A 16412-nucleotide genomic window follows, 5' to 3' on the forward strand; every position below is an offset into this window, starting at 1 on the left:
CACCGGCACGATTGCAACGGAGTGGGGCGGCCTCGCCGCCGAGTGCGCCCCTCCTGCCGGTCGTTCAGTCGTTGTCCTCGCGCTCGGAGTGCGGCCTCTGCGGCGGGGCCGTGGTGCCTCGGGGTATCAGGTGCGTCGGCAGGACGATGTGCCGGGCCCGGTCCGCGTCGGCGTCGTTGATGAGTTCCAGGGCCAGCTCGGCGGCGGCGCGGCCCATGTCGGAGGGGGACTGGGCGACGGTGGACAGGTCGAGCCATTCGGCCATCAGCTGGTCGTCGAAGCCGAGGACGGAGATTCGATCGGGCACCTCGATCTGGACGGTGCGCAGGCTCAGGATCAGGGAGGCGGCGAGCTCGTCCTGCTCGGCGAAGATCGCGGTGGGGGGTTCCCGCAGGCTCAGCAGGTTGCCGACCGCCTGGGTGGCACCGCGTTTGTCGCGGCAGCCGACAGTGGGACTCATGGACCGGCAGCGTGGAGGCCCTGCCCGGCCGGGCGGTCACCGCGCTGTCCTCCCTGGGCAGCCGCCTGGCGGGGACGGCCAACAGCGCAGGGCAGCGCTTCAAGGACGCGGCAGCGACCAAAGCGACCGAATTCATCGGCTGGCTGGGACGGCTCCCGGGCCGCAGCACCGCCGCCGTCGGCAACACGGGGAGCCTGCTCTACGGCAAGGGCCGCGACGTGGTCACCGGCCTGTGGCGCGGTATCGCCTCGCTGGGGGGCTGGCTGTGGGACAAGGTCGGGGACTTCGTCACCGACAACGTGGTCGGCGCCGCCACCTCGTTCCTGGACATCGGCTCGCCGTCGAAGGTGCTGGGCGACGAGGTCGGGCACTGGCTGCCGCCGGGTATCGCCGAGGGCGCGGAGGACAACCGCGGCGTCCTCGACGACACGATGCGCGGCCTCGTCGACCCTGCCCTCGCCATGCCCGGCGCGTCCGGGCTGGCCGGGACGGCGCCGCTTGCCGCCTCCGGCGCCGCCGGAGGGACCCTCACCGTGCGCGTGCTCCTCGAAGGACCGCAAGGTCTGACCAGCCTGATCCGCGAGATCGTCGCCGACGTCGGCGGCGGCAGCGTGGAGAGGGCGTTCGGCACCCCGTAAGGAGGCTCCGTCGTGGTGTTCCCGCAGACCCCGCTCATCGTCGCCATCAGCCTCTTCGTGGGCGGTTCGTGGGTGGACATCACCGCCGACGTCTACAACCGCGAGAAGATCGCGATGACGTGGGGGCGGCAGGACTGGGCGTCGACCGCCGACCCCACCCGCTGCCCGCTCACCCTGAACAACGGCCACAGCAAGGCGGCCCCCGGCATCCTGGGCCGGTACTCCCGGCGCAACCCGCGCTCCGACCTGTGTGGATGGAAGCCCTCCTGACCGCCAACACGGGCGGCGCCGAGGCGCTGGTATGGCAGTCGCCGTCCCGCTGGGTCGGCGGCACCGACACCTGGTCGGACGTCGTCTACGAGCGCGCCGAGATGGTGCGGATGCTCGGCGATACGGGCTGGCTGGACCGCATGATCTTCATGACCGCCGACATGCACGCCCTGTCCATCTGCTCCGGCCCGAACAACGGCTACGGCCGGTTCCCGATGTTCATGTTCGCGGGGCTCGACGCGGGCGCCTGGTCCACCGGCCCCGAGTACGACATCGGCTCCGTCGCCGGGCGCCGCCAGTACGGCACCATGCGCGTGACCGACTCCGGGCACACCATCGCTCTGGCCGGCACCGGCTACCGCGACGGCCGCGTCATGATGAGCCACACCGCCCACATCCAGGCCGACAGCCGGGTGTTCGCCCTGGACTACGGCGCCGGCCACATCTCCGACCCGTTCCACCCCACCGACGACGACCAGCGCTTGCGCAACGAGATCACCGCCCGGCGCACCGACGGCGGCGAGTACACCTACGCCAAGACCACCGGCCCGCAGAACACAGGCGACCCGGCCGAGGACGTCGACGGCGTCGGCGTCTACGACGAGGGCATCGAGCTGAACGTCGCCGACGACACCCAGCTGCCCGACCAGGCCGCCTGGCGCGTCTTCCTGTCCACGGTCGACGAGGACCGCTACCCGCTGGTGCGGGTCGACCTCGCCGCGAACCCGTCCCTGGCCGACGACCTGACGAGCCTGAACCCGGGCGACCGGATCACCGTCGCCAACCCGCCCGAGTGGCTGCCGCCCGGCCCGATCGAGCTGATCGCCGAAGGCGGCACCGAACCGATCGGCCACCCCAACGACTGGGACATGCAGCTCAACGCCTCCCCCGGCACGCCGTGGCTGGTGGCCCACATCCCGGCCAGCGAGGCGACCGCAGGCCCGAACCAGCCCAACCGCGCGGACAGCAACGCCAGCCACCTGGTCACGGCCGTCGACGACAACGACACCACGTTCCGCGTCCACACCCCGCCCAACGGGATCTTCGACCGGGCCACGTGGATCCAGAGCAGCGGCCTGACCGGGGTCATGTCCCTGCAGTTCCCGTTCGACCTGAAGCTGGGAGGGGAGATCGTCCGCTGTACGGCCTGCACGCCGAGCGCCCTGGACCGGTTCACGCGCAGCACCTCCAACGGCTGGGGCACCAGCGAGGTCGGCGGGGCCTGGTCGACGTCCGGCGGCGCGGCTGCCGACTTCGACACCAACGGCAGCAGCGGCCGGCACATCGCGAACACCCGGAACGTCTTCCGGTTCACCTCGCTCAACGCCACCCAGCTGACCGACGTGGACGTACGGGCGAGCGTCACCATCCCCGTCGTCCCCACCGGCGACGCCCTGTACGCGTTCGTCCTGGCCCGCGCCAACGTCGCCACCGACGTCTACTACTTCGCCCGCCTGATGGTCAGCACGTCCAGCACGGTGCAGCTGAGCCTCCGCAAACGGCTGCCCGCCGAGACGCTGCTCGCCACCGCCGCCCACACCCTGCCCTTCACCGCGGGGGCGACGTACCGCGTCCGCCTCCAGATCGAGGGCAGCACCGTCCGCGCCAAGGCCTGGCCGCGGGCGGGGTCGAGCCGGTCGACTGGGAGGTGTCCGCGACGGACACCGGCATCACCGCCGCCGGCGCGGTAGGGCTGCGCACCCTCGTCCCGACGGCGAACACCAACGCCCTCCCGGTGACCTACACGTTCGACGACCTGGAGGTCTTCCCCCAGGTCATGACCGTGACCCGGAGCATCAACACGATCAGCAAGGGGCACGCCGCGGGCGCCCCGATCTCGCTCGCCCAGCCCGCACCCGTCCCCCTGTAGGAGGCCCGCAGTGTCCATCCCCCAGTGGTTCGCGGGCCAGATCCTCCTCGCGGACGAAATGAACGCCAGGAACGAACGGCAGGTCCAGCAGGAGAACGACCAGACCCGCACCTCCTCGACCACGGTCATCAACTCGGAGATCACGTTCACTCCCGAGCCGAACGCGACCTACCTGTACTGGCTGTGGATCGCCTACTCGGCCACCATCAACTGCGGCTTCCGATGGAGCTGGCTCGCCGCCGGAGCCACGTTCTGCTCCTTCACCCAGTCCATCTCCAGCCCCGGCGCGAGCGGCACCGCCAACACCCCGCAGTCCGTGAACTTCCGGCGGCCGGCGAACACCACCGGCCGTCTCGCCGGCGGCTCCGACGCGACCTCCCCGCCGGCGAACTTCCACTCGGCCTACGACGTGGGGACATTCACCACCGACGGCACCATCAGCACGGTGACGATGCAGTTCGCCCAGGCCGTCTCCCACGCCGACCAGACCATCCTGCGCGGCGGCAACCAGACCCGCATGATCTACCGCCGCATCGGCTGACCCCTGCCCGCCCGTCCCGCCCCGAGCCACCAGGCCTGGGCGCTTCTGCTGCCTTGGAGGGCTCATGGCACCACCCCTGTCCCACGACCGGCTCATCGCGATCCTCAAGGCCGAGGGCGTGAAGATCTCCGAGTACCCGGGCTGGCGCGACCGCGAGCGCGACGACGAGACCGGCAAGCCGTTCGGGCCCGTCCACATGGTCCTCAACCACCACACCGCCGGGCTCAACGCCCGCGACACGGTGGCCAAGAACGGCGTCGCCGGACTGCCCGGCCCGCTCACCTGGCGAAGACGGGCGTGGCCACCCTGTGCTCGGCGGGCCGTACGAACCACGCCGGGCTCATGGCCCGCAACGCCTACGAGTCGTTCCTCAACGAGGCCTCCGCCCACCCGGCGCCGTCGAAGGCGTCCGGCACGGTCGACGGCAACGACGTCGCGTACGGCATCGAGACTGAGAATCTCGGCGACGACAAGGACGTCTACCCGCGCGTCCAGTACGACGCCTGGGTCCTGATCAACGCCGCGTTCTGCCGGGCCTACGGCTGGTCCGCAGAGTCGTGCGGCTGCCACAAGGAGACGTCGATCGAGGGCAAGCCCGATCCCCGCGGCCCCGTCGAGGGCTACGGCACGCGCGGCCGGTTCGCGTTCACCCCGAAGCAGCTCCGGGCCGACGTCGAGGAGCGGCTCAAACACCCGGCGTCCTGGTCGCCCGGCACGACCACGCCGGCCCCGAAGCCACCCACGACCGAGGAGCGGCTGACCTCTCTGGAGAAGCGCGTCACCGCGCTGGAAAAGAAGGGCTGACCCATGAGAATCGCCAGCATCGCCAAGTCCCTGATCGCCGGTCTCGCGGCCGGATCCGCCGCCGCGGTCACGGCCGTGCAGGACAACGTGGTCACGACCGGCGAGGGCGTCACCATCGTGCTCGCCGTCCTCGGCGCGTGGGGCATCACCTACGCCGTGCCCAACAAGCCCAGCGCCCCGGACGCCTGATGGCCTGCCGGGCGGCCCGGCGGCTGCACGCACTGCTGGGCCGCCGCGGCATCTTTCTGCTGATCCTCGGCGTCGGCAAAACGTGCTGGGGAATCAGCTTCCTCGTCGACCCGCCGCCCGCCCAGGGCCTCGGCCTCCTCACCCAGCTGTGCGGGCTCCGCCACTGGGCCTGGCTGTGGATCGTCTGCGGGCTCATCACCGGCGCCTCGGCGTTCCTCCGGGTCGGCCGCGACTGGGCCGGGTTCCTGGCCGCCCTCATTCCCCCCGCCGTGTGGGCCACGGCCTACGCGTCCGCCGTCATCGACGGCACCTACAGCAGAGGCGCCTACGTCGCCGTCTGGTACCTCACCTCGCACGTCGGGGTCATCATGTGGGCGGCCGCGGTGCCCGAGTACTCGGTCCCCCCAGCATCGCGGCCCGCCCGGAAAGGCAAGGCGCCGTGACTCTGTGGGCGGGGATCGTGGCCGCGCTCGGCACCCTCGGCATGGTCGTGGCCGGCTGGTTCGCCGCGCGGGCCACGCGGGCCGCGGCGGCGGCTACGGCGGAGGCGACGCGGGCGGCGGCGCAGGCGCAGGCGGAGCCGAACCAGCGGGCGGAGGACCGGGCCGCGTTCGAGGCGATAAAGAAGGAGCTGCGGGAGGAACTCAACTCCACACGCGAGGAGGTGAAGGGGCTCCGGTCTCTGGTGCGGGCGTTCGCCTGGTACGTCGGCGAACTGACGAACCAGATGCGGGAGCACAGGGTGGAGCCCGTCCCGCCACCGGCCCGCGTCGACGAGTACAACCGAACTGGCGTGTGACGACAGCGCCCCCTGCACGGTCCACAGCGACCGTGCAGGGGGCGTTTCGTCATGCCCAGGATCAGTGCAGCGCTTCGATGGCCTTGAGGATCAGGGCGCGTGCGTCGGCCCCGTACACGGCCATGCTCCGCAGCTGCTCGAACGCTTCGAGGTAGAGCGCGACCTCGGAGGGCTGCGTGATGTTGACCTGGGCGGAAAGCAGCTCGACGGACACAAGGCTGTCGTCGTAGACGTGGAACAGCTCCTGAGGCCACAAGACCCGCTGCGGAGACGAGCTGGGGATGATGCCGAGCGACACGGACGGGAGGGCCCCGGCGGTGAGCAGGTAGCCGAGCTGAGCCGCCATGGTGTCCTGGCCGCCCAACTGGTAGCGAAGGACACCCTCTTCGACGACCAGGACGAACCTGTGGCCGGGTTCGTGGATCACCTTGGACCGCTCGACGCGGGCCGTGGCGGCCTCCTCCGCATCGTCCGGGATCCCGAGGAGACGTGCGTTGCTGCCGAGTAGGGCGCGACTGTAGCCCTCGGTCTGGAGAAGGCCAGGGACGAGCGTTGGCGAGTAGATCCGGAACAGGCTCGTCGAGCGGAACAGCTGCACGTAGCTGTCTTGGAGCTGGCGCAGGCCCATGCGGGCGCGCCTCCGCCACTCCGTGTACATGGACTCCGCGTTGAGCGATGCGGCAATCAGATCTGCGGCTCGCTCGGGAGTCCGGCATGCCTGGCACCAGCGGCGGATGTCGGTGGGCGAGGGCGGTGTCTTGGCGTTCTCGATGCGGGACGTCTTGGCATGGTGCCAGTCGCACCGGCGGGCCAGCTCGACAACCGTCAGTCCGGCGTCCTTACGGATCGCGCGGAGCTGGCCGGCCACGCTTTCGCGGGCGGCCTGGGCGGATGATGACGGAGAGATGGGCATGAGCTGGCCTGTCCGGTGCTTCCTGTCAGTGGATCTCGTACTGGTCGTGCGGGACGGCGCGTTCCCAGACCGCTTCGAAGGCGTCAGCGCACTGCTTGACGAGTCCGGGTTCGGCGCGCAGTTCGCGAGGTGGGTCCGCCCAGTTGCCGTCGCCGGTGAAGTGGTTGAACAGGACCCGTGCACCGTCGAAGATCCATAGGTCGCAGCCGGGCAGCAGGAGGTCGACTGCCTGACTGCGCGGCAGCCACCGGACTTGTTCGCCGGCGAGCACGTTGACGCCGGCGCCTGCGTGTTCGTAGCGGATGTAGTCGGTGACCGGCTCGGACACGACCCGGGCCCGGCGCACGGTGACGCCGCGGGCGGTGGTGCGCTGGATCAGGTCGACCCAGGGCGCCCAATAGGCGGAGCTGGGGTCGGCGTCGCGCTGGCCAGTCGCCTTCCAATGCTGGAAGTCGTCTGCCTCGTCGCCGACGCCGTAGTCGTCGCGCATCTCCAGGTGGACCGCCGAGTGCTGGGCGGCTTCCAGGAGGTCGTTAAAGCGCAGCTCGTTCTGCGGCATCGCAGGCCTCCCTCAGTAGCGGGACCAGGTGGACGGGGATCCTGATCACGGTCTCGTGGCTGGGGATGCCCTTGTCGTGCCCAGGCGCGGTGTTCTGCACACACTGCTCCCGGGTGTCGTCGTCGGCGGTGTAGCTCTGGAGCACGATGTCTCCGTTGTCGGTGTCGACCCATGCGGTGGGTGACCCGCTCTGTCCGGTCTCCGGGTCGATGCCGATGAACTGTAAGGCCATGGCTGCCCTCACTCGTCGGTGCGTGCGCTGATGTGCATCAACATCGCGGTGTGGCTCGCCGAGGTCAAGACCGCGATCCAGCCACACCCCAGACAGAGCGGCTGTTCGCACATCGGTGCACAACGCTGGCAGCGGCGCACACCCCGCTTCTAGCGTCGGCAGACACGACAAGACCCCGGCGGTGCGTGAACACCCCGGGGCGCGGCCAACGCTGCTGAGGAGCGTCGACGATGACCATGTCTACCACCCGCCCGGCCCGGCAGACCACGATGGATCCACCGCCCCTTCTCGGGCTTCCGAACGAGGAGCCGGTGCCGCCCGCCGACTGCGAGCGATGCGCGCGGCTGGCCGAGCAGCGGACCGCGGCGAAGGCCGCCGACGACGGGTCGCGGGTCTCGGACTGCAACGTCCTCATCCGCGCCCACCACCCGGCCCGCCGGAAGGCGAGGCGATGACCGTGGACAGCCGCGAGAACACCGGCACCAGCCCGACCGCGAGCAGGATCGAAGAACGCTGGCTCGACACCGGCTCGGGCCCCGGCCACACGGTGCGGGTCGAGGTGTACGGCTGCGTCGACGACGACCCCGAGACGGCGTACCAGCGGATCCTGGACCACGGGATGAACTGCCCGACGTGCCGGGCCCTGGACGAGAACGGCCACGCGAACGGCGACTGCGACACCGCCCGGCGGTTGAACCTCGCCTGGGGGATGGCGCGCCGCCAGACCGCCTGAACCAACGACTCCCGCCCGTCCCCGCACCCCGTGAAATCTGGGGCGGGCGGGACAGGCCCCGACCGGTACGCGTCTCCCGGTCGGGGCCGCCCCATGTCTACGCGCCGTCGAAGTCCTCGCGGCTTCCGAGGTGCGGGTCATCAAAGACCCGCACCTCCCACCACTCCTGGAAGACGAACGGCTCGTCCTTCCTTGGGAGCGCGATGCGCTTGATCTGGAGGCCGGTACCGAGCATCTCGGCGCCCTCCATGAAGCGCGCGACGTCGGCCGCCTCCTGGGTCAGGATGAGCTTGGTCTGACGGGGGTTGGGGACGTAGCCGCCCGTGGGGTCTTCCGGCATGGGGCACCTCCAGGTGATCCGACCGTGCCAGGGTTCCAGCCCGGCCCGCGCCCCGGGGAGAGTTCGGCCACCTGATCGTCTGCACTTCGGTTGAGCTTCGACTGAGCTAACGATCTTCGGAGACGAAGAAGGCCCTCTCCTACGGAGGGGCCAACGCGCTTCCGCAGGTGAAAACGTTCCTGCACCAAGAGACTTCGGTGGGGCGGGTGGGACTCGAACCCACGGCCGACGGATTATGAGTCCGCTGCTCTAACCGGCTGAGCTACCGCCCCGTACGGCGTGTCGCGTACATGTGTGCGCGCCGTCTGCCGCAGCATAGCCGCTCATACGATCTCCTGCTTCGGATGGTCGGCCTTCGCATGCGCTTCTTGACCTTGAGGACTTCGGGGTGGCGCACGCGGTTCCCTCGGACATGAAAAAGGACCCCGACGGGGTCCTTCTTCGTCTGCTCTCCCGACTGGACTCGAACCAGTAACCTGCCGGTTAACAGCCGGCTGCTCTGCCAATTGAGCTACGGAAGACCGAAGCTCCCCCGACTGGACTCGAACCAGTAACCTGCCGGTTAACAGCCGGCTGCTCTGCCAATTGAGCTACGGAGGATTGCCTCGTCGCATCGAACGTACCTCCCTGGGTATTCGCCAGGGGGCGTGCGCTCGCTGCGACACATACATTAGCGCAAGCAGGGGGGTGCTCCGCCAATCGGTATCCCCCGCGCCCGTCGCCCCCGCGGGGCAACGCAAGGCACCGACGCAGACGTAAGGGAAGGGTGGCCACCATGCGCTATCGGCTCACGTTCTTTGCCGGACTGGCCCTGGGTTACGTGCTCGGCACACGGGCCGGACGCGAACGCTACGAGCAGTTGAAGAAATCGGCGCGACAGGTCGCGCAGAACCCCGCCGTGCGCAACACCGCCGAGTCGGCCGCCCAGCAGGGGCGCGTCTACGCGGGCAAGGCGTACCACGTGGTGAGCGAGCGGGTCGGGGACCGTATGCCCGACCTGGTGGCCGAGCGGGTCCGCTCGCTGCGCGAACGCAACGCGAACGGCTCCGCCGGAGACGACTGGGGTACCAGCAATACCTAGGGACCACATCGCGTCGACCAGATCCACGCGCGGCGCCCCCACCCCTTCCCGTGCGGCAGAATTTCTGCCATGGGGATAGTCGCCGGGCTGGATAGTTCGCCCGATTTTACGCGCATTGTCGTCTGTGACTCGGACACAGGGGCCGTGCTCAGGCAGGGGTATGCCCCGCACCCGTTGGAGCCGGCGGAGAGCGGGGGACGTCCGTCCGACGTCGATCCGCAGGCCTGGCTGCTGTCCCTGGGGGAGGCGGCCGGCGGCGGGCTGCTGGAGGGTGTGCAGGCGATCGGGGTGTCGTCCCAGCAGAACGGGCTGATCGCGCTGGACGCACAGGGCAACACCGTGCGCCCGGCGATGGTCGGCGGCGACAAGCGGACCCAGGTCGCCGCGGCCGATCTCGTGGACGCGCTCGGTGGGCGCGGCGCGTGGGCGGAGGCCGTCGGCTGTGTGCCGGGGGCCGCGCAGCCGGTCACCAAGCTGCGCTGGATGAGCCGTACGGAACCGGACGCCGCGATGCGGACGGCCGTACTGCTGCAGGCGCACGACTGGCTGGTCTGGCAGTTGCTGGGGCGGCCCGTCAGGAGGACCACCGACCGGGGCGGGGCGTCCGGGACCGGGTACTGGAACGCGGCGACCGGGCAGTACCGCACGGATCTGGTCGAGATGGCGCTCGGGCATCAGGTGATGCTGCCCGAGGTGCTCGGTCCTTCGGACGCCGCCGGTACGACGCCGGAGGGGCTCCTCATCTCCGCCGGCACAGGGGAGACCATGGCCGCCGCGTTCGGGCTGGGCATCGGGCTCGGGGACGCGGTGGTGTCGCTGGGCGCCTCCGGGTCCGTCATGGCCGTCCACACGCAGGCGCTCGTCGACTCCTCCGGGATGATCACCTCGCTGGCCGACGCCACGGGGATGCATCTGCCGGTCGTCACCACGCTGAACGCCGTACGGACCCTGCGCGGGGCCGCCGAACTGCTGGGCGTGGCCGATCTGGAGGGGCTGTCCGAGCTGGCGATGAAGTCGACGCCGGGGTCGCACGGGCTGGTGATGCTGCCGTATCTGGAGGGCGAGCGGACACCGAATCTGCCGCACACGGCGGGGACGCTGGCCGGGCTGCGACGGGAGTCGATGAAGCCGGAGCACTTCGCGCGGGCCGCGTTCGAGGGCATGCTGTGCGGGCTCGCGGACGCGCTGGACGTGCTGCGCGGACGGGGTGTCGACGTACGGCGGATCTTCCTGCTGGGCGCGGCGGCGGAGCTGCCCGCGGTGCAGGCGGCGGCGCCGGCGCTGTTCGGGGTGCAGGTGGTGGTGCCGCAGCCGGCGGACTACGCGGCGGTCGGCGCGGCGCGGCAGGCGGCGTGGGCGCTCGGGGTCTCGCAGGGGGCGCTCGATCCGCGTACGCCTCCGATGTGGCCGGGGGCGGCGGCGCAGGTGCTGGATCCCGGGGACGAGTTGGCCGTGGGGCAGGCGGTGCGGCAGCAGTACGTTTCCGTTCGGGAGCAGACGCATCCGGGGGCGTTTCGGGCCTGAAGCCTTCACCGTCGGGTTAATTCGGTTGAGGTAACGCGGGTGGAGTGTTCGACGATGGGGGGTGGTGCATCCCGCACCCCGACTCCGACTCCGACTCCGAAAGATCTCGCGTGCTCATACGATTGCTGAGAAGTCATCTCCGTCCGTACCGGACACCGATCGCCCTGCTGGTGCTGCTGCAGTTCGTACAGACGTGCGCCACGCTCTATCTGCCCACACTGAACGCGGACATCATCGACCAGGGCGTGGTGCGGGGGGACACCGGTTACATCCTGTCCTTCGGCGCGCTGATGGTCGGTATCTCGCTGGTGCAGGTCGTCTGCAACATCGGGGCCGTGTACTACGGCGCCCGCACCGCCTCGGCGGTCGGCCGGGACATCCGGGCCGCCGTGTTCGACCGGGTGCAGTCGTTCTCGGCGCGTGAGGTCGGTCACTTCGGGGCCCCCTCACTGATCACGCGGACCACGAACGACGTGCAGCAGGTGCAGATGCTGGTGCTCATGACGTTCACGCTGGTGGTGTCGGCGCCGATCATGTGCGTCGGCGGCATCGTGCTGGCGCTCGGGCTGGACGTGCCGTTGTCGGGGGTGCTGCTCGCCGTCGTACCGGTGCTCGGTATCTCCGTCAGCCTGATCGTGCGCCGGTTGCGCCCCCTGTTCCGCACCATGCAGGAGCGGCTGGACACCGTGAACCGGGTGCTGCGGGAGCAGATCACCGGCAACCGGGTCATCCGGGCCTTCGTACGGGACGACTACGAGAAGGACCGGTTCCGGAAGGCGAACGCCGAACTGACGGATGTGTCGTTGGGAACCGGGCGGATGCTCGCGCTGATGTTCCCGATCGTGATGACGGTCATCAATCTGTCGTCGATCGCGGTGGTGTGGTTCGGCGCGCACCGGATCGACAGCGGCGGGATGGAGATCGGGGCGCTCACCGCGTTCCTCGCCTATCTGATGCAGATCGTGATGGCGGTGATGATGGCCACCTTCATGTTCATGATGATGCCGCGCGCCGAGGTGTGCGCCGAGCGCATCCAGGAGGTGCTGGACACCGACACGAGCGTGGTGCCGCCGGTGGAGCCCGTACGGGAGCTGCGGCGGCACGGGTTCCTGGAGGTCCGGGGTGCGGGCTTCCGCTATCCGGGTGCCGAGGAGCCGGTGCTCAGGTCGATCGAGGTCGTGGCGCGGCCCGGTGAGACGACCGCCGTCATCGGGTCCACGGGCAGCGGGAAGTCGACGCTGCTCGGGCTGGTGCCCCGGCTGTTCGACGTCACCGAGGGCGAGGTGCTGGTGGACGGCGTCGACGTACGGACGCTCGATCCGCAGCTGCTGGCGAGGACGGTGGGGCTGGTGCCGCAGAAGCCGTATCTCTTCTCGGGGACCGTGGCGACGAATCTGCGGTACGGCAATCCGGACGCCACGGACGAGGAGTTGTGGCACGCGCTGGAGGTGGCGCAGGCCAAGGGGTTCGTGGAGCGGCTGGAGAACGGGCTGGACTCGCCCATCGCGCAGGGCGGGACGAATGTGTCCGGGGGTCAGCGACAGCGGCTCGCGATCGCGCGGACGCTGGTGCAGCGGCCGGAGATCTATCTGTTCGACGATTCGTTCTCCGCGCTCGACTACGCGACGGATGCCGCGCTGCGGGCGGCGCTGGGGCGGGAGACCGCCGAGGCGACCGTGGTGATCGTGGCCCAGCGGGTGGCGACCATCCGGGACGCCGACCGGATCGTCGTCCTCGACGAGGGCCGGGTCGTCGGCGCCGGGCGGCACCACGAGCTGATGGCGGACAACGAGACCTATCGGGAGATCGTCCTCTCCCAGCTCACGGAAGCGGAGGCAGCCTGATGGCCGGGCCGTTGGCACGGATGGCGGGGGCCGGGGCCCCCGATCAGCACTCCATGGACTTCAAGGGGTCCGGGAAACGGCTGCTCGCTCAGTTCAGGCCCGAGCGGTTCACGATGTACGCGATGATCGTGTGCGCGGTGCTCAGCGTCGGGCTCTCGGTGCTCGGGCCGTGGATCCTCGGCAAGGCGACCGACCTCGTGTTCGCGGGGGTCGTCGGGCGGGACATGCCGGCGGGTGCCACCAAGGCCGAGGTCCTGGAGTCCATGCGGGAGCGCGGGGACGGCGGGGTCGCCGACATGCTGGCGGGCACCGACTTCACTCCGGGCAAGGGCATCGATTTCGAGGCCGTGGCAGCAGTTCTTCTGGTTGCCCTCGGCATCTTCCTGGTCGCCGGGCTGCTGATGGCGGCGGCCACCCGGCTCTCCAACCGGGCGATCAACCGGACCGTCTACCACATGCGTGCGGATCTCCAGGCGAAGCTGTCGCGGCTGCCTCTGTCGTACTTCGACCGGCGGCAGCGCGGTGAGGTGCTGAGCCGGGCGACCAACGACATCGACAACATCGGGCAGACGCTTCAGCAGTCCATGGGACAGCTGGTCAACTCGCTCCTCACCATCATCGGTGTGCTGGTGATGATGTTCTGGGTGTCGCCGCTGCTGGCGCTGGTCGCGCTGGTGACCGTACCGGTGTCGTTCCTGATCGCCACGCGGGTCGGCAAGCGGTCGCAGCCGCACTTCGTCGCGCAGTGGCGGGTCACCGGGAAGCTCAACGCGCACATCGAGGAGATGTACACCGGGCACACGCTCGTGAAGGTGTTCGGGCGGCAGGAGGAGTCGGCGCGGCAGTTCGCCGAGGAGAACGAGCGGCTGTACGAGGCCGGGTTCAAGGCCCAGTTCAACAGCGGGATCATGCAGCCGCTGATGTTCTTCGTGTCGAACATCAACTATGTGCTGGTCGCGGTGGTCGGTGGACTGCGGGTCGCTTCGGGGGCCCTGTCCCTCGGTGACGTACAGGCCTTCATCCAGTACTCGCGGCAGTTCTCGATGCCGCTGACGCAGGTCGCCTCGATGGCGAACCTGGTGCAGTCGGGGGTCGCGTCCGCCGAGCGGATCTTCGAACTGCTGGACGCGGAGGAGCAGGAGGCCGACGCGGTGCCCGGGGTGCGGCCGGAGGAGCTGCGGGGGCGGGTGGCGCTGGAGGGGGTGTCCTTCCGGTACGAGGCCGACAAGCCGCTGATCGAGGATCTGTCCCTGGTGGTCGAGCCGGGACACACGGTCGCGATCGTCGGGCCGACCGGGGCCGGGAAGACGACCCTGGTGAACCTGCTGATGCGGTTCTACGAGGTCACCGGGGGCCGGATCACGCTCGACGGCGTCGATGTCGCGTCCATGTCCCGGGACGAACTCCGCGACGGGATAGGGATGGTGCTCCAGGACACCTGGCTGTTCGGGGGGACCATCGCGGAGAACATCGCGTACGGGGCGTCCGCGGCGCGGAAGGTGACCCGGGGGGAGGTCGAGGAGGCGGCTCGGGCCGCGCACGCGGACCGGTTCGTCCGGACGCTGCCGGACGGGTACGACACCGTGATCGACGACGAGGGGAGCGGGGTGAGCGCGGGTGAGAAGCAGCTCATCACGATCGCTCGGGCGTTCCTGTCGGATCCGGTGATCCTGGTGCTGGACGAGGCGACGAGTTCGGTGGACACGCGTACGGAGGTGTTGATCCAGAAGGCGATGGCGAAGCTGGCGCACGGGCGGACGTCGTTCGTGATCGCGCACCGGCTGTCGACGATTCGGGACGCGGACACGATTCTGGTGATGGAGAACGGTTCCATCGTGGAGCAGGGGGCGCACGAGGAGTTGTTGGCCTCGGGTGGGGCGTATGCGCGGCTGTACCGGGCGCAGTTCGCGGAGGCGGTGGCCGAGGTGGACTGAGGGGTGGACCGGCGGGGGGGGTGCGTTGTCGGGGTGCGATGTCGGGGTGCGGGTGCGTGGGGCTGGTCGCGCAGTTCCCCGCGCCCCTGAAAAAGCGGGGCTGCGCCCCTGCTTTTTCACGGCCCGCAGGGCCGTGTCTCTTAGGGACGCGGGGAACTGCGCGACCAGCCCCCACCGAACCCGCAGACGACTACACGCCCCCTCAGTCCAAGTAGCCCCTCAGCTGGTCCGCGAAGGCGTGGTCGCGGAGTTTGTTGAGGGTCTTGGACTCGATCTGCCGTATGCGTTCCCGGGTGACGCCGAAGATGCGGCCGATCTCCTCCAGCGTGCGGGGCCGGCCGTCGGCTAGGCCGTAGCGGAGTTGGACGACCTTGCGTTCGCGTTCGCCGAGGGTGGAGAGGACCACTTCCAGGTGTTCGCGCAGGAGCAAGAACGCGGCCGACTCCGCGGGGCTCGCCGCGTCGCCGTCCTCGATGAGGTCGCCGAGGGCCACGTCGTCCTCCTCGCCGACGGGCGCGTGCAGGGAGACCGGTTCCTGGGCGAGGCGGAGGACCTCGCTGACGCGTTCGGGGGCGAGGTCGAGCTGCGCGGCCACCTCGTCCGGCGTGGGCTCGTAGCCGCGTTCCTGGAGCATGCGGCGTTGGACGCGCACGACCCGGTTGATCAGCTCGACGACGTGGACCGGGACCCGGATCGTACGGGCCTGGTCGGCGAGCGCGCGGGACATGGCCTGGCGGATCCACCAGGTCGCGTAGGTGGAGAACTTGTAGCCGCGGGCGTAGTCGAACTTCTCGACGGCCCGGATGAGGCCCAGGTTCCCTTCCTGGACCAGGTCGAGCATGGTCAGACCGCGGCCCACGTAACGCTTCGCCACCGACACCACGAGCCGTAGGTTCGCCTCGATGAGGCGGCGCTTGGCCATCCGGCCCATGACGACCAGTTTGTCGAGGTCCAGGGCGAGTTGGCTGTCGAGGTCGGGGGCGCTGCCGAGGCGTTCCTCGGCGAAGAGGCCGGCCTCGACGCGGCGGGCCAGTTCCACTTCCTCCACGGCCGTCAGCAGGGGGATGCGGCCGATCTCGCGCAGGTACTGGCGGAAGAGGTCGGAGGACGGGCCGCTGGTGTCCGGGCGGGCGCGCGGCGGTTCGACGGGCTCGGGCGGCTCGGCCGTCTCGACGGCCTCGACCACCGCGCCCGGTGGTTCGTCCGGGTCGGGCGGGCCGTCGGGCGTCGCCTCGGGGTGGTGCGCGGCACGGCTCTGGGCGGGCACCGCGGTGATGACGTCGGGCTCCGCGTCCGGCTCCGCGCCGTCCGTACCGATGGCCGTACCGGTGTCGTTCTGTATGAGGGTCTGGGTCTGCACGGGGGCGACCTCCAGGAATGTCGCTGCCAGGGCGTACGGCAGCGGTACGTCTGGGATGGCGCGGGCGGCCTCTCCGCCGTCCATCCCGTACTCGTCGAGTGGAACCGCGGGGATCTCGGACCCATGGGGGACGGGTCGGCCGCGCTCCGAGGACTCAGGCACCGGAACCCAGTGTGGAGTACGACACACAGCCGCTACGAGGGGCGTGCGGTGACTTTTTGCGTCCGGTCCGTGACCTCACGGTTACTGTGCCGTACGAGTGCGCTGCCGGGAGGGCCCTAAACCGCTTGAAGGTCGTGGCGAACGGGGTGGCTCCGGCGT

At 70.0% G+C, this 16412-nt stretch carries 21 protein-coding genes and 3 tRNA genes; 15 read left to right on the forward strand and 9 right to left on the reverse strand.

The window, feature by feature from the left end; translation table 11 throughout:
• Positions 1 to 64: 64 nt before the first annotated feature.
• Positions 65 to 460 carry a substrate-binding domain-containing protein gene (locus F9278_RS13215; RefSeq protein ID WP_152168504.1) on the reverse strand — a complete coding sequence of 132 codons (396 nt, stop codon included), beginning with the start codon at positions 458 to 460 and terminating at the stop codon, positions 65 to 67.
• Between the two features lie 11 nt (positions 461 to 471).
• Here F9278_RS13215 and F9278_RS13220 point away from each other — a divergent pair, with 11 nt between their 5' ends.
• From F9278_RS13220 to F9278_RS13260, 9 genes are all read left to right on the forward strand, one after another.
• On the forward strand, positions 472 to 1098 hold the full coding sequence (locus F9278_RS13220; RefSeq protein WP_152168505.1) for a phage tail protein: 627 nt from the start codon (positions 472 to 474) through the stop codon (positions 1096 to 1098).
• Between the two features lie 12 nt (positions 1099 to 1110).
• Positions 1111 to 1368: a hypothetical protein gene (locus F9278_RS13225; RefSeq protein WP_152168506.1), complete on the forward strand. Its 258-nt coding sequence runs from the start codon at positions 1111 to 1113 to the stop codon at positions 1366 to 1368.
• Positions 1353 to 3059 carry a hypothetical protein gene (locus tag F9278_RS13230; RefSeq protein ID WP_152168507.1) on the forward strand — a complete coding sequence of 569 codons (1707 nt, stop codon included), beginning with the start codon at positions 1353 to 1355 and terminating at the stop codon, positions 3057 to 3059. Before F9278_RS13225 ends, F9278_RS13230 begins: the two co-directional genes overlap by 16 nt.
• The gene (locus F9278_RS13235) at positions 3017 to 3238 is read left to right on the forward strand and encodes a hypothetical protein (RefSeq protein WP_152168508.1); all 222 of its coding nucleotides are present in this window, start codon (positions 3017 to 3019) and stop codon (positions 3236 to 3238) included. The genes F9278_RS13230 and F9278_RS13235 overlap by 43 nt, the downstream gene beginning before the upstream one ends.
• Positions 3239 to 3248: 10 nt before the next feature.
• Positions 3249 to 3779 (forward strand): hypothetical protein, encoded by a 531-nt coding sequence (locus F9278_RS13240; RefSeq protein ID WP_152168509.1) that lies wholly within the window; start codon positions 3249 to 3251, stop codon positions 3777 to 3779.
• 297 nt (positions 3780 to 4076) lie between these two features.
• On the forward strand, positions 4077 to 4583 hold the full coding sequence (locus F9278_RS13245) for a peptidoglycan recognition protein family protein (protein WP_152168510.1): 507 nt from the start codon (positions 4077 to 4079) through the stop codon (positions 4581 to 4583).
• 3 nt (positions 4584 to 4586) lie between these two features.
• The gene (locus F9278_RS13250; RefSeq protein ID WP_152168511.1) at positions 4587 to 4772 is read left to right on the forward strand and encodes a hypothetical protein; all 186 of its coding nucleotides are present in this window, start codon (positions 4587 to 4589) and stop codon (positions 4770 to 4772) included.
• On the forward strand, positions 4772 to 5215 hold the full coding sequence (locus F9278_RS13255; RefSeq protein WP_152168512.1) for a hypothetical protein: 444 nt from the start codon (positions 4772 to 4774) through the stop codon (positions 5213 to 5215). Before F9278_RS13250 ends, F9278_RS13255 begins: the two co-directional genes overlap by 1 nt.
• Positions 5212 to 5571 (forward strand): hypothetical protein, encoded by a 360-nt coding sequence (locus F9278_RS13260; RefSeq protein ID WP_152168513.1) that lies wholly within the window; start codon positions 5212 to 5214, stop codon positions 5569 to 5571. Before F9278_RS13255 ends, F9278_RS13260 begins: the two co-directional genes overlap by 4 nt.
• 61 nt (positions 5572 to 5632) lie before the next feature.
• Here the strand turns inward: F9278_RS13260 and F9278_RS13265 are convergent, their stop codons facing one another.
• The 3 genes from F9278_RS13265 to F9278_RS13275 are packed head-to-tail and all read right to left on the reverse strand — an operon-like array spanning position 5633 to position 7275.
• Entirely contained in the window at positions 5633 to 6484 is an 852-nt protein-coding gene (locus tag F9278_RS13265) for a helix-turn-helix domain-containing protein (RefSeq protein WP_152168514.1), read from the reverse strand.
• A 25-nt stretch (positions 6485 to 6509) separates the two neighbouring features.
• Entirely contained in the window at positions 6510 to 7043 is a 534-nt protein-coding gene (locus F9278_RS13270; RefSeq protein ID WP_152168515.1) for a DUF6879 family protein, read from the reverse strand.
• Positions 7018 to 7275, reverse strand: a complete 258-nt coding sequence (locus F9278_RS13275) for a hypothetical protein (RefSeq protein WP_152168516.1) — start codon at positions 7273 to 7275, stop codon at positions 7018 to 7020. Before F9278_RS13275 ends, F9278_RS13270 begins: the two co-directional genes overlap by 26 nt.
• A gap of 230 nt (positions 7276 to 7505) precedes the next feature.
• Between F9278_RS13275 and F9278_RS13280 the strand changes: the two genes are divergently transcribed.
• Positions 7506 to 7730: a hypothetical protein gene (locus F9278_RS13280; RefSeq protein WP_152168517.1), complete on the forward strand. Its 225-nt coding sequence runs from the start codon at positions 7506 to 7508 to the stop codon at positions 7728 to 7730.
• Positions 7727 to 8008: a hypothetical protein gene (locus tag F9278_RS13285; protein ID WP_152168518.1), complete on the forward strand. Its 282-nt coding sequence runs from the start codon at positions 7727 to 7729 to the stop codon at positions 8006 to 8008. The genes F9278_RS13280 and F9278_RS13285 overlap by 4 nt, the downstream gene beginning before the upstream one ends.
• 97 nt (positions 8009 to 8105) lie before the next feature.
• Here F9278_RS13285 and F9278_RS13290 read toward each other — a convergent pair whose 3' ends face one another.
• The 4 genes from F9278_RS13290 to F9278_RS13305 form a co-directional block, all read right to left on the reverse strand.
• Positions 8106 to 8348: a hypothetical protein gene (locus F9278_RS13290; protein ID WP_152168519.1), complete on the reverse strand. Its 243-nt coding sequence runs from the start codon at positions 8346 to 8348 to the stop codon at positions 8106 to 8108.
• 198 nt (positions 8349 to 8546) lie between these two features.
• Positions 8547 to 8620, reverse strand: a tRNA-Ile gene (locus F9278_RS13295).
• Between the two features lie 176 nt (positions 8621 to 8796).
• Positions 8797 to 8869 (reverse strand) — tRNA-Asn (locus tag F9278_RS13300).
• Between the two features lie 6 nt (positions 8870 to 8875).
• A tRNA-Asn gene (locus F9278_RS13305) sits at positions 8876 to 8948 on the reverse strand.
• A 175-nt stretch (positions 8949 to 9123) separates the two neighbouring features.
• Between F9278_RS13305 and F9278_RS13310 the strand changes: the two genes are divergently transcribed.
• The 4 genes from F9278_RS13310 to F9278_RS13325 all read left to right on the forward strand — a co-directional run bounded on the left by F9278_RS13310 (position 9124) and on the right by F9278_RS13325 (position 14731).
• Positions 9124 to 9429: a hypothetical protein gene (locus tag F9278_RS13310; protein WP_086756971.1), complete on the forward strand. Its 306-nt coding sequence runs from the start codon at positions 9124 to 9126 to the stop codon at positions 9427 to 9429.
• A 69-nt stretch (positions 9430 to 9498) separates the two neighbouring features.
• Positions 9499 to 10953 (forward strand): FGGY family carbohydrate kinase, encoded by a 1455-nt coding sequence (locus F9278_RS13315; RefSeq protein ID WP_152168520.1) that lies wholly within the window; start codon positions 9499 to 9501, stop codon positions 10951 to 10953.
• Between the two features lie 110 nt (positions 10954 to 11063).
• Positions 11064 to 12797 carry an ABC transporter ATP-binding protein gene (locus tag F9278_RS13320; protein WP_152168521.1) on the forward strand — a complete coding sequence of 578 codons (1734 nt, stop codon included), beginning with the start codon at positions 11064 to 11066 and terminating at the stop codon, positions 12795 to 12797.
• Complete coding sequence (locus F9278_RS13325) at positions 12797 to 14731, forward strand: ABC transporter ATP-binding protein (RefSeq protein WP_152168522.1); 1935 nt, start codon at positions 12797 to 12799, stop codon at positions 14729 to 14731. Before F9278_RS13320 ends, F9278_RS13325 begins: the two co-directional genes overlap by 1 nt.
• A gap of 202 nt (positions 14732 to 14933) precedes the next feature.
• On the opposite strand, the gene F9278_RS13330 is transcribed toward F9278_RS13325, so the two are convergent.
• A complete protein-coding gene (locus F9278_RS13330; RefSeq protein WP_152168523.1) occupies positions 14934 to 16253 on the reverse strand; it encodes an RNA polymerase sigma factor in 1320 nt (439 codons plus the stop codon).
• Between the last annotated feature and the right edge of the window lie 159 nt (positions 16254 to 16412).

Source organism: Streptomyces phaeolivaceus (assembly GCF_009184865.1).
GTDB classification, from domain to species: domain Bacteria; phylum Actinomycetota; class Actinomycetes; order Streptomycetales; family Streptomycetaceae; genus Streptomyces; species Streptomyces phaeolivaceus.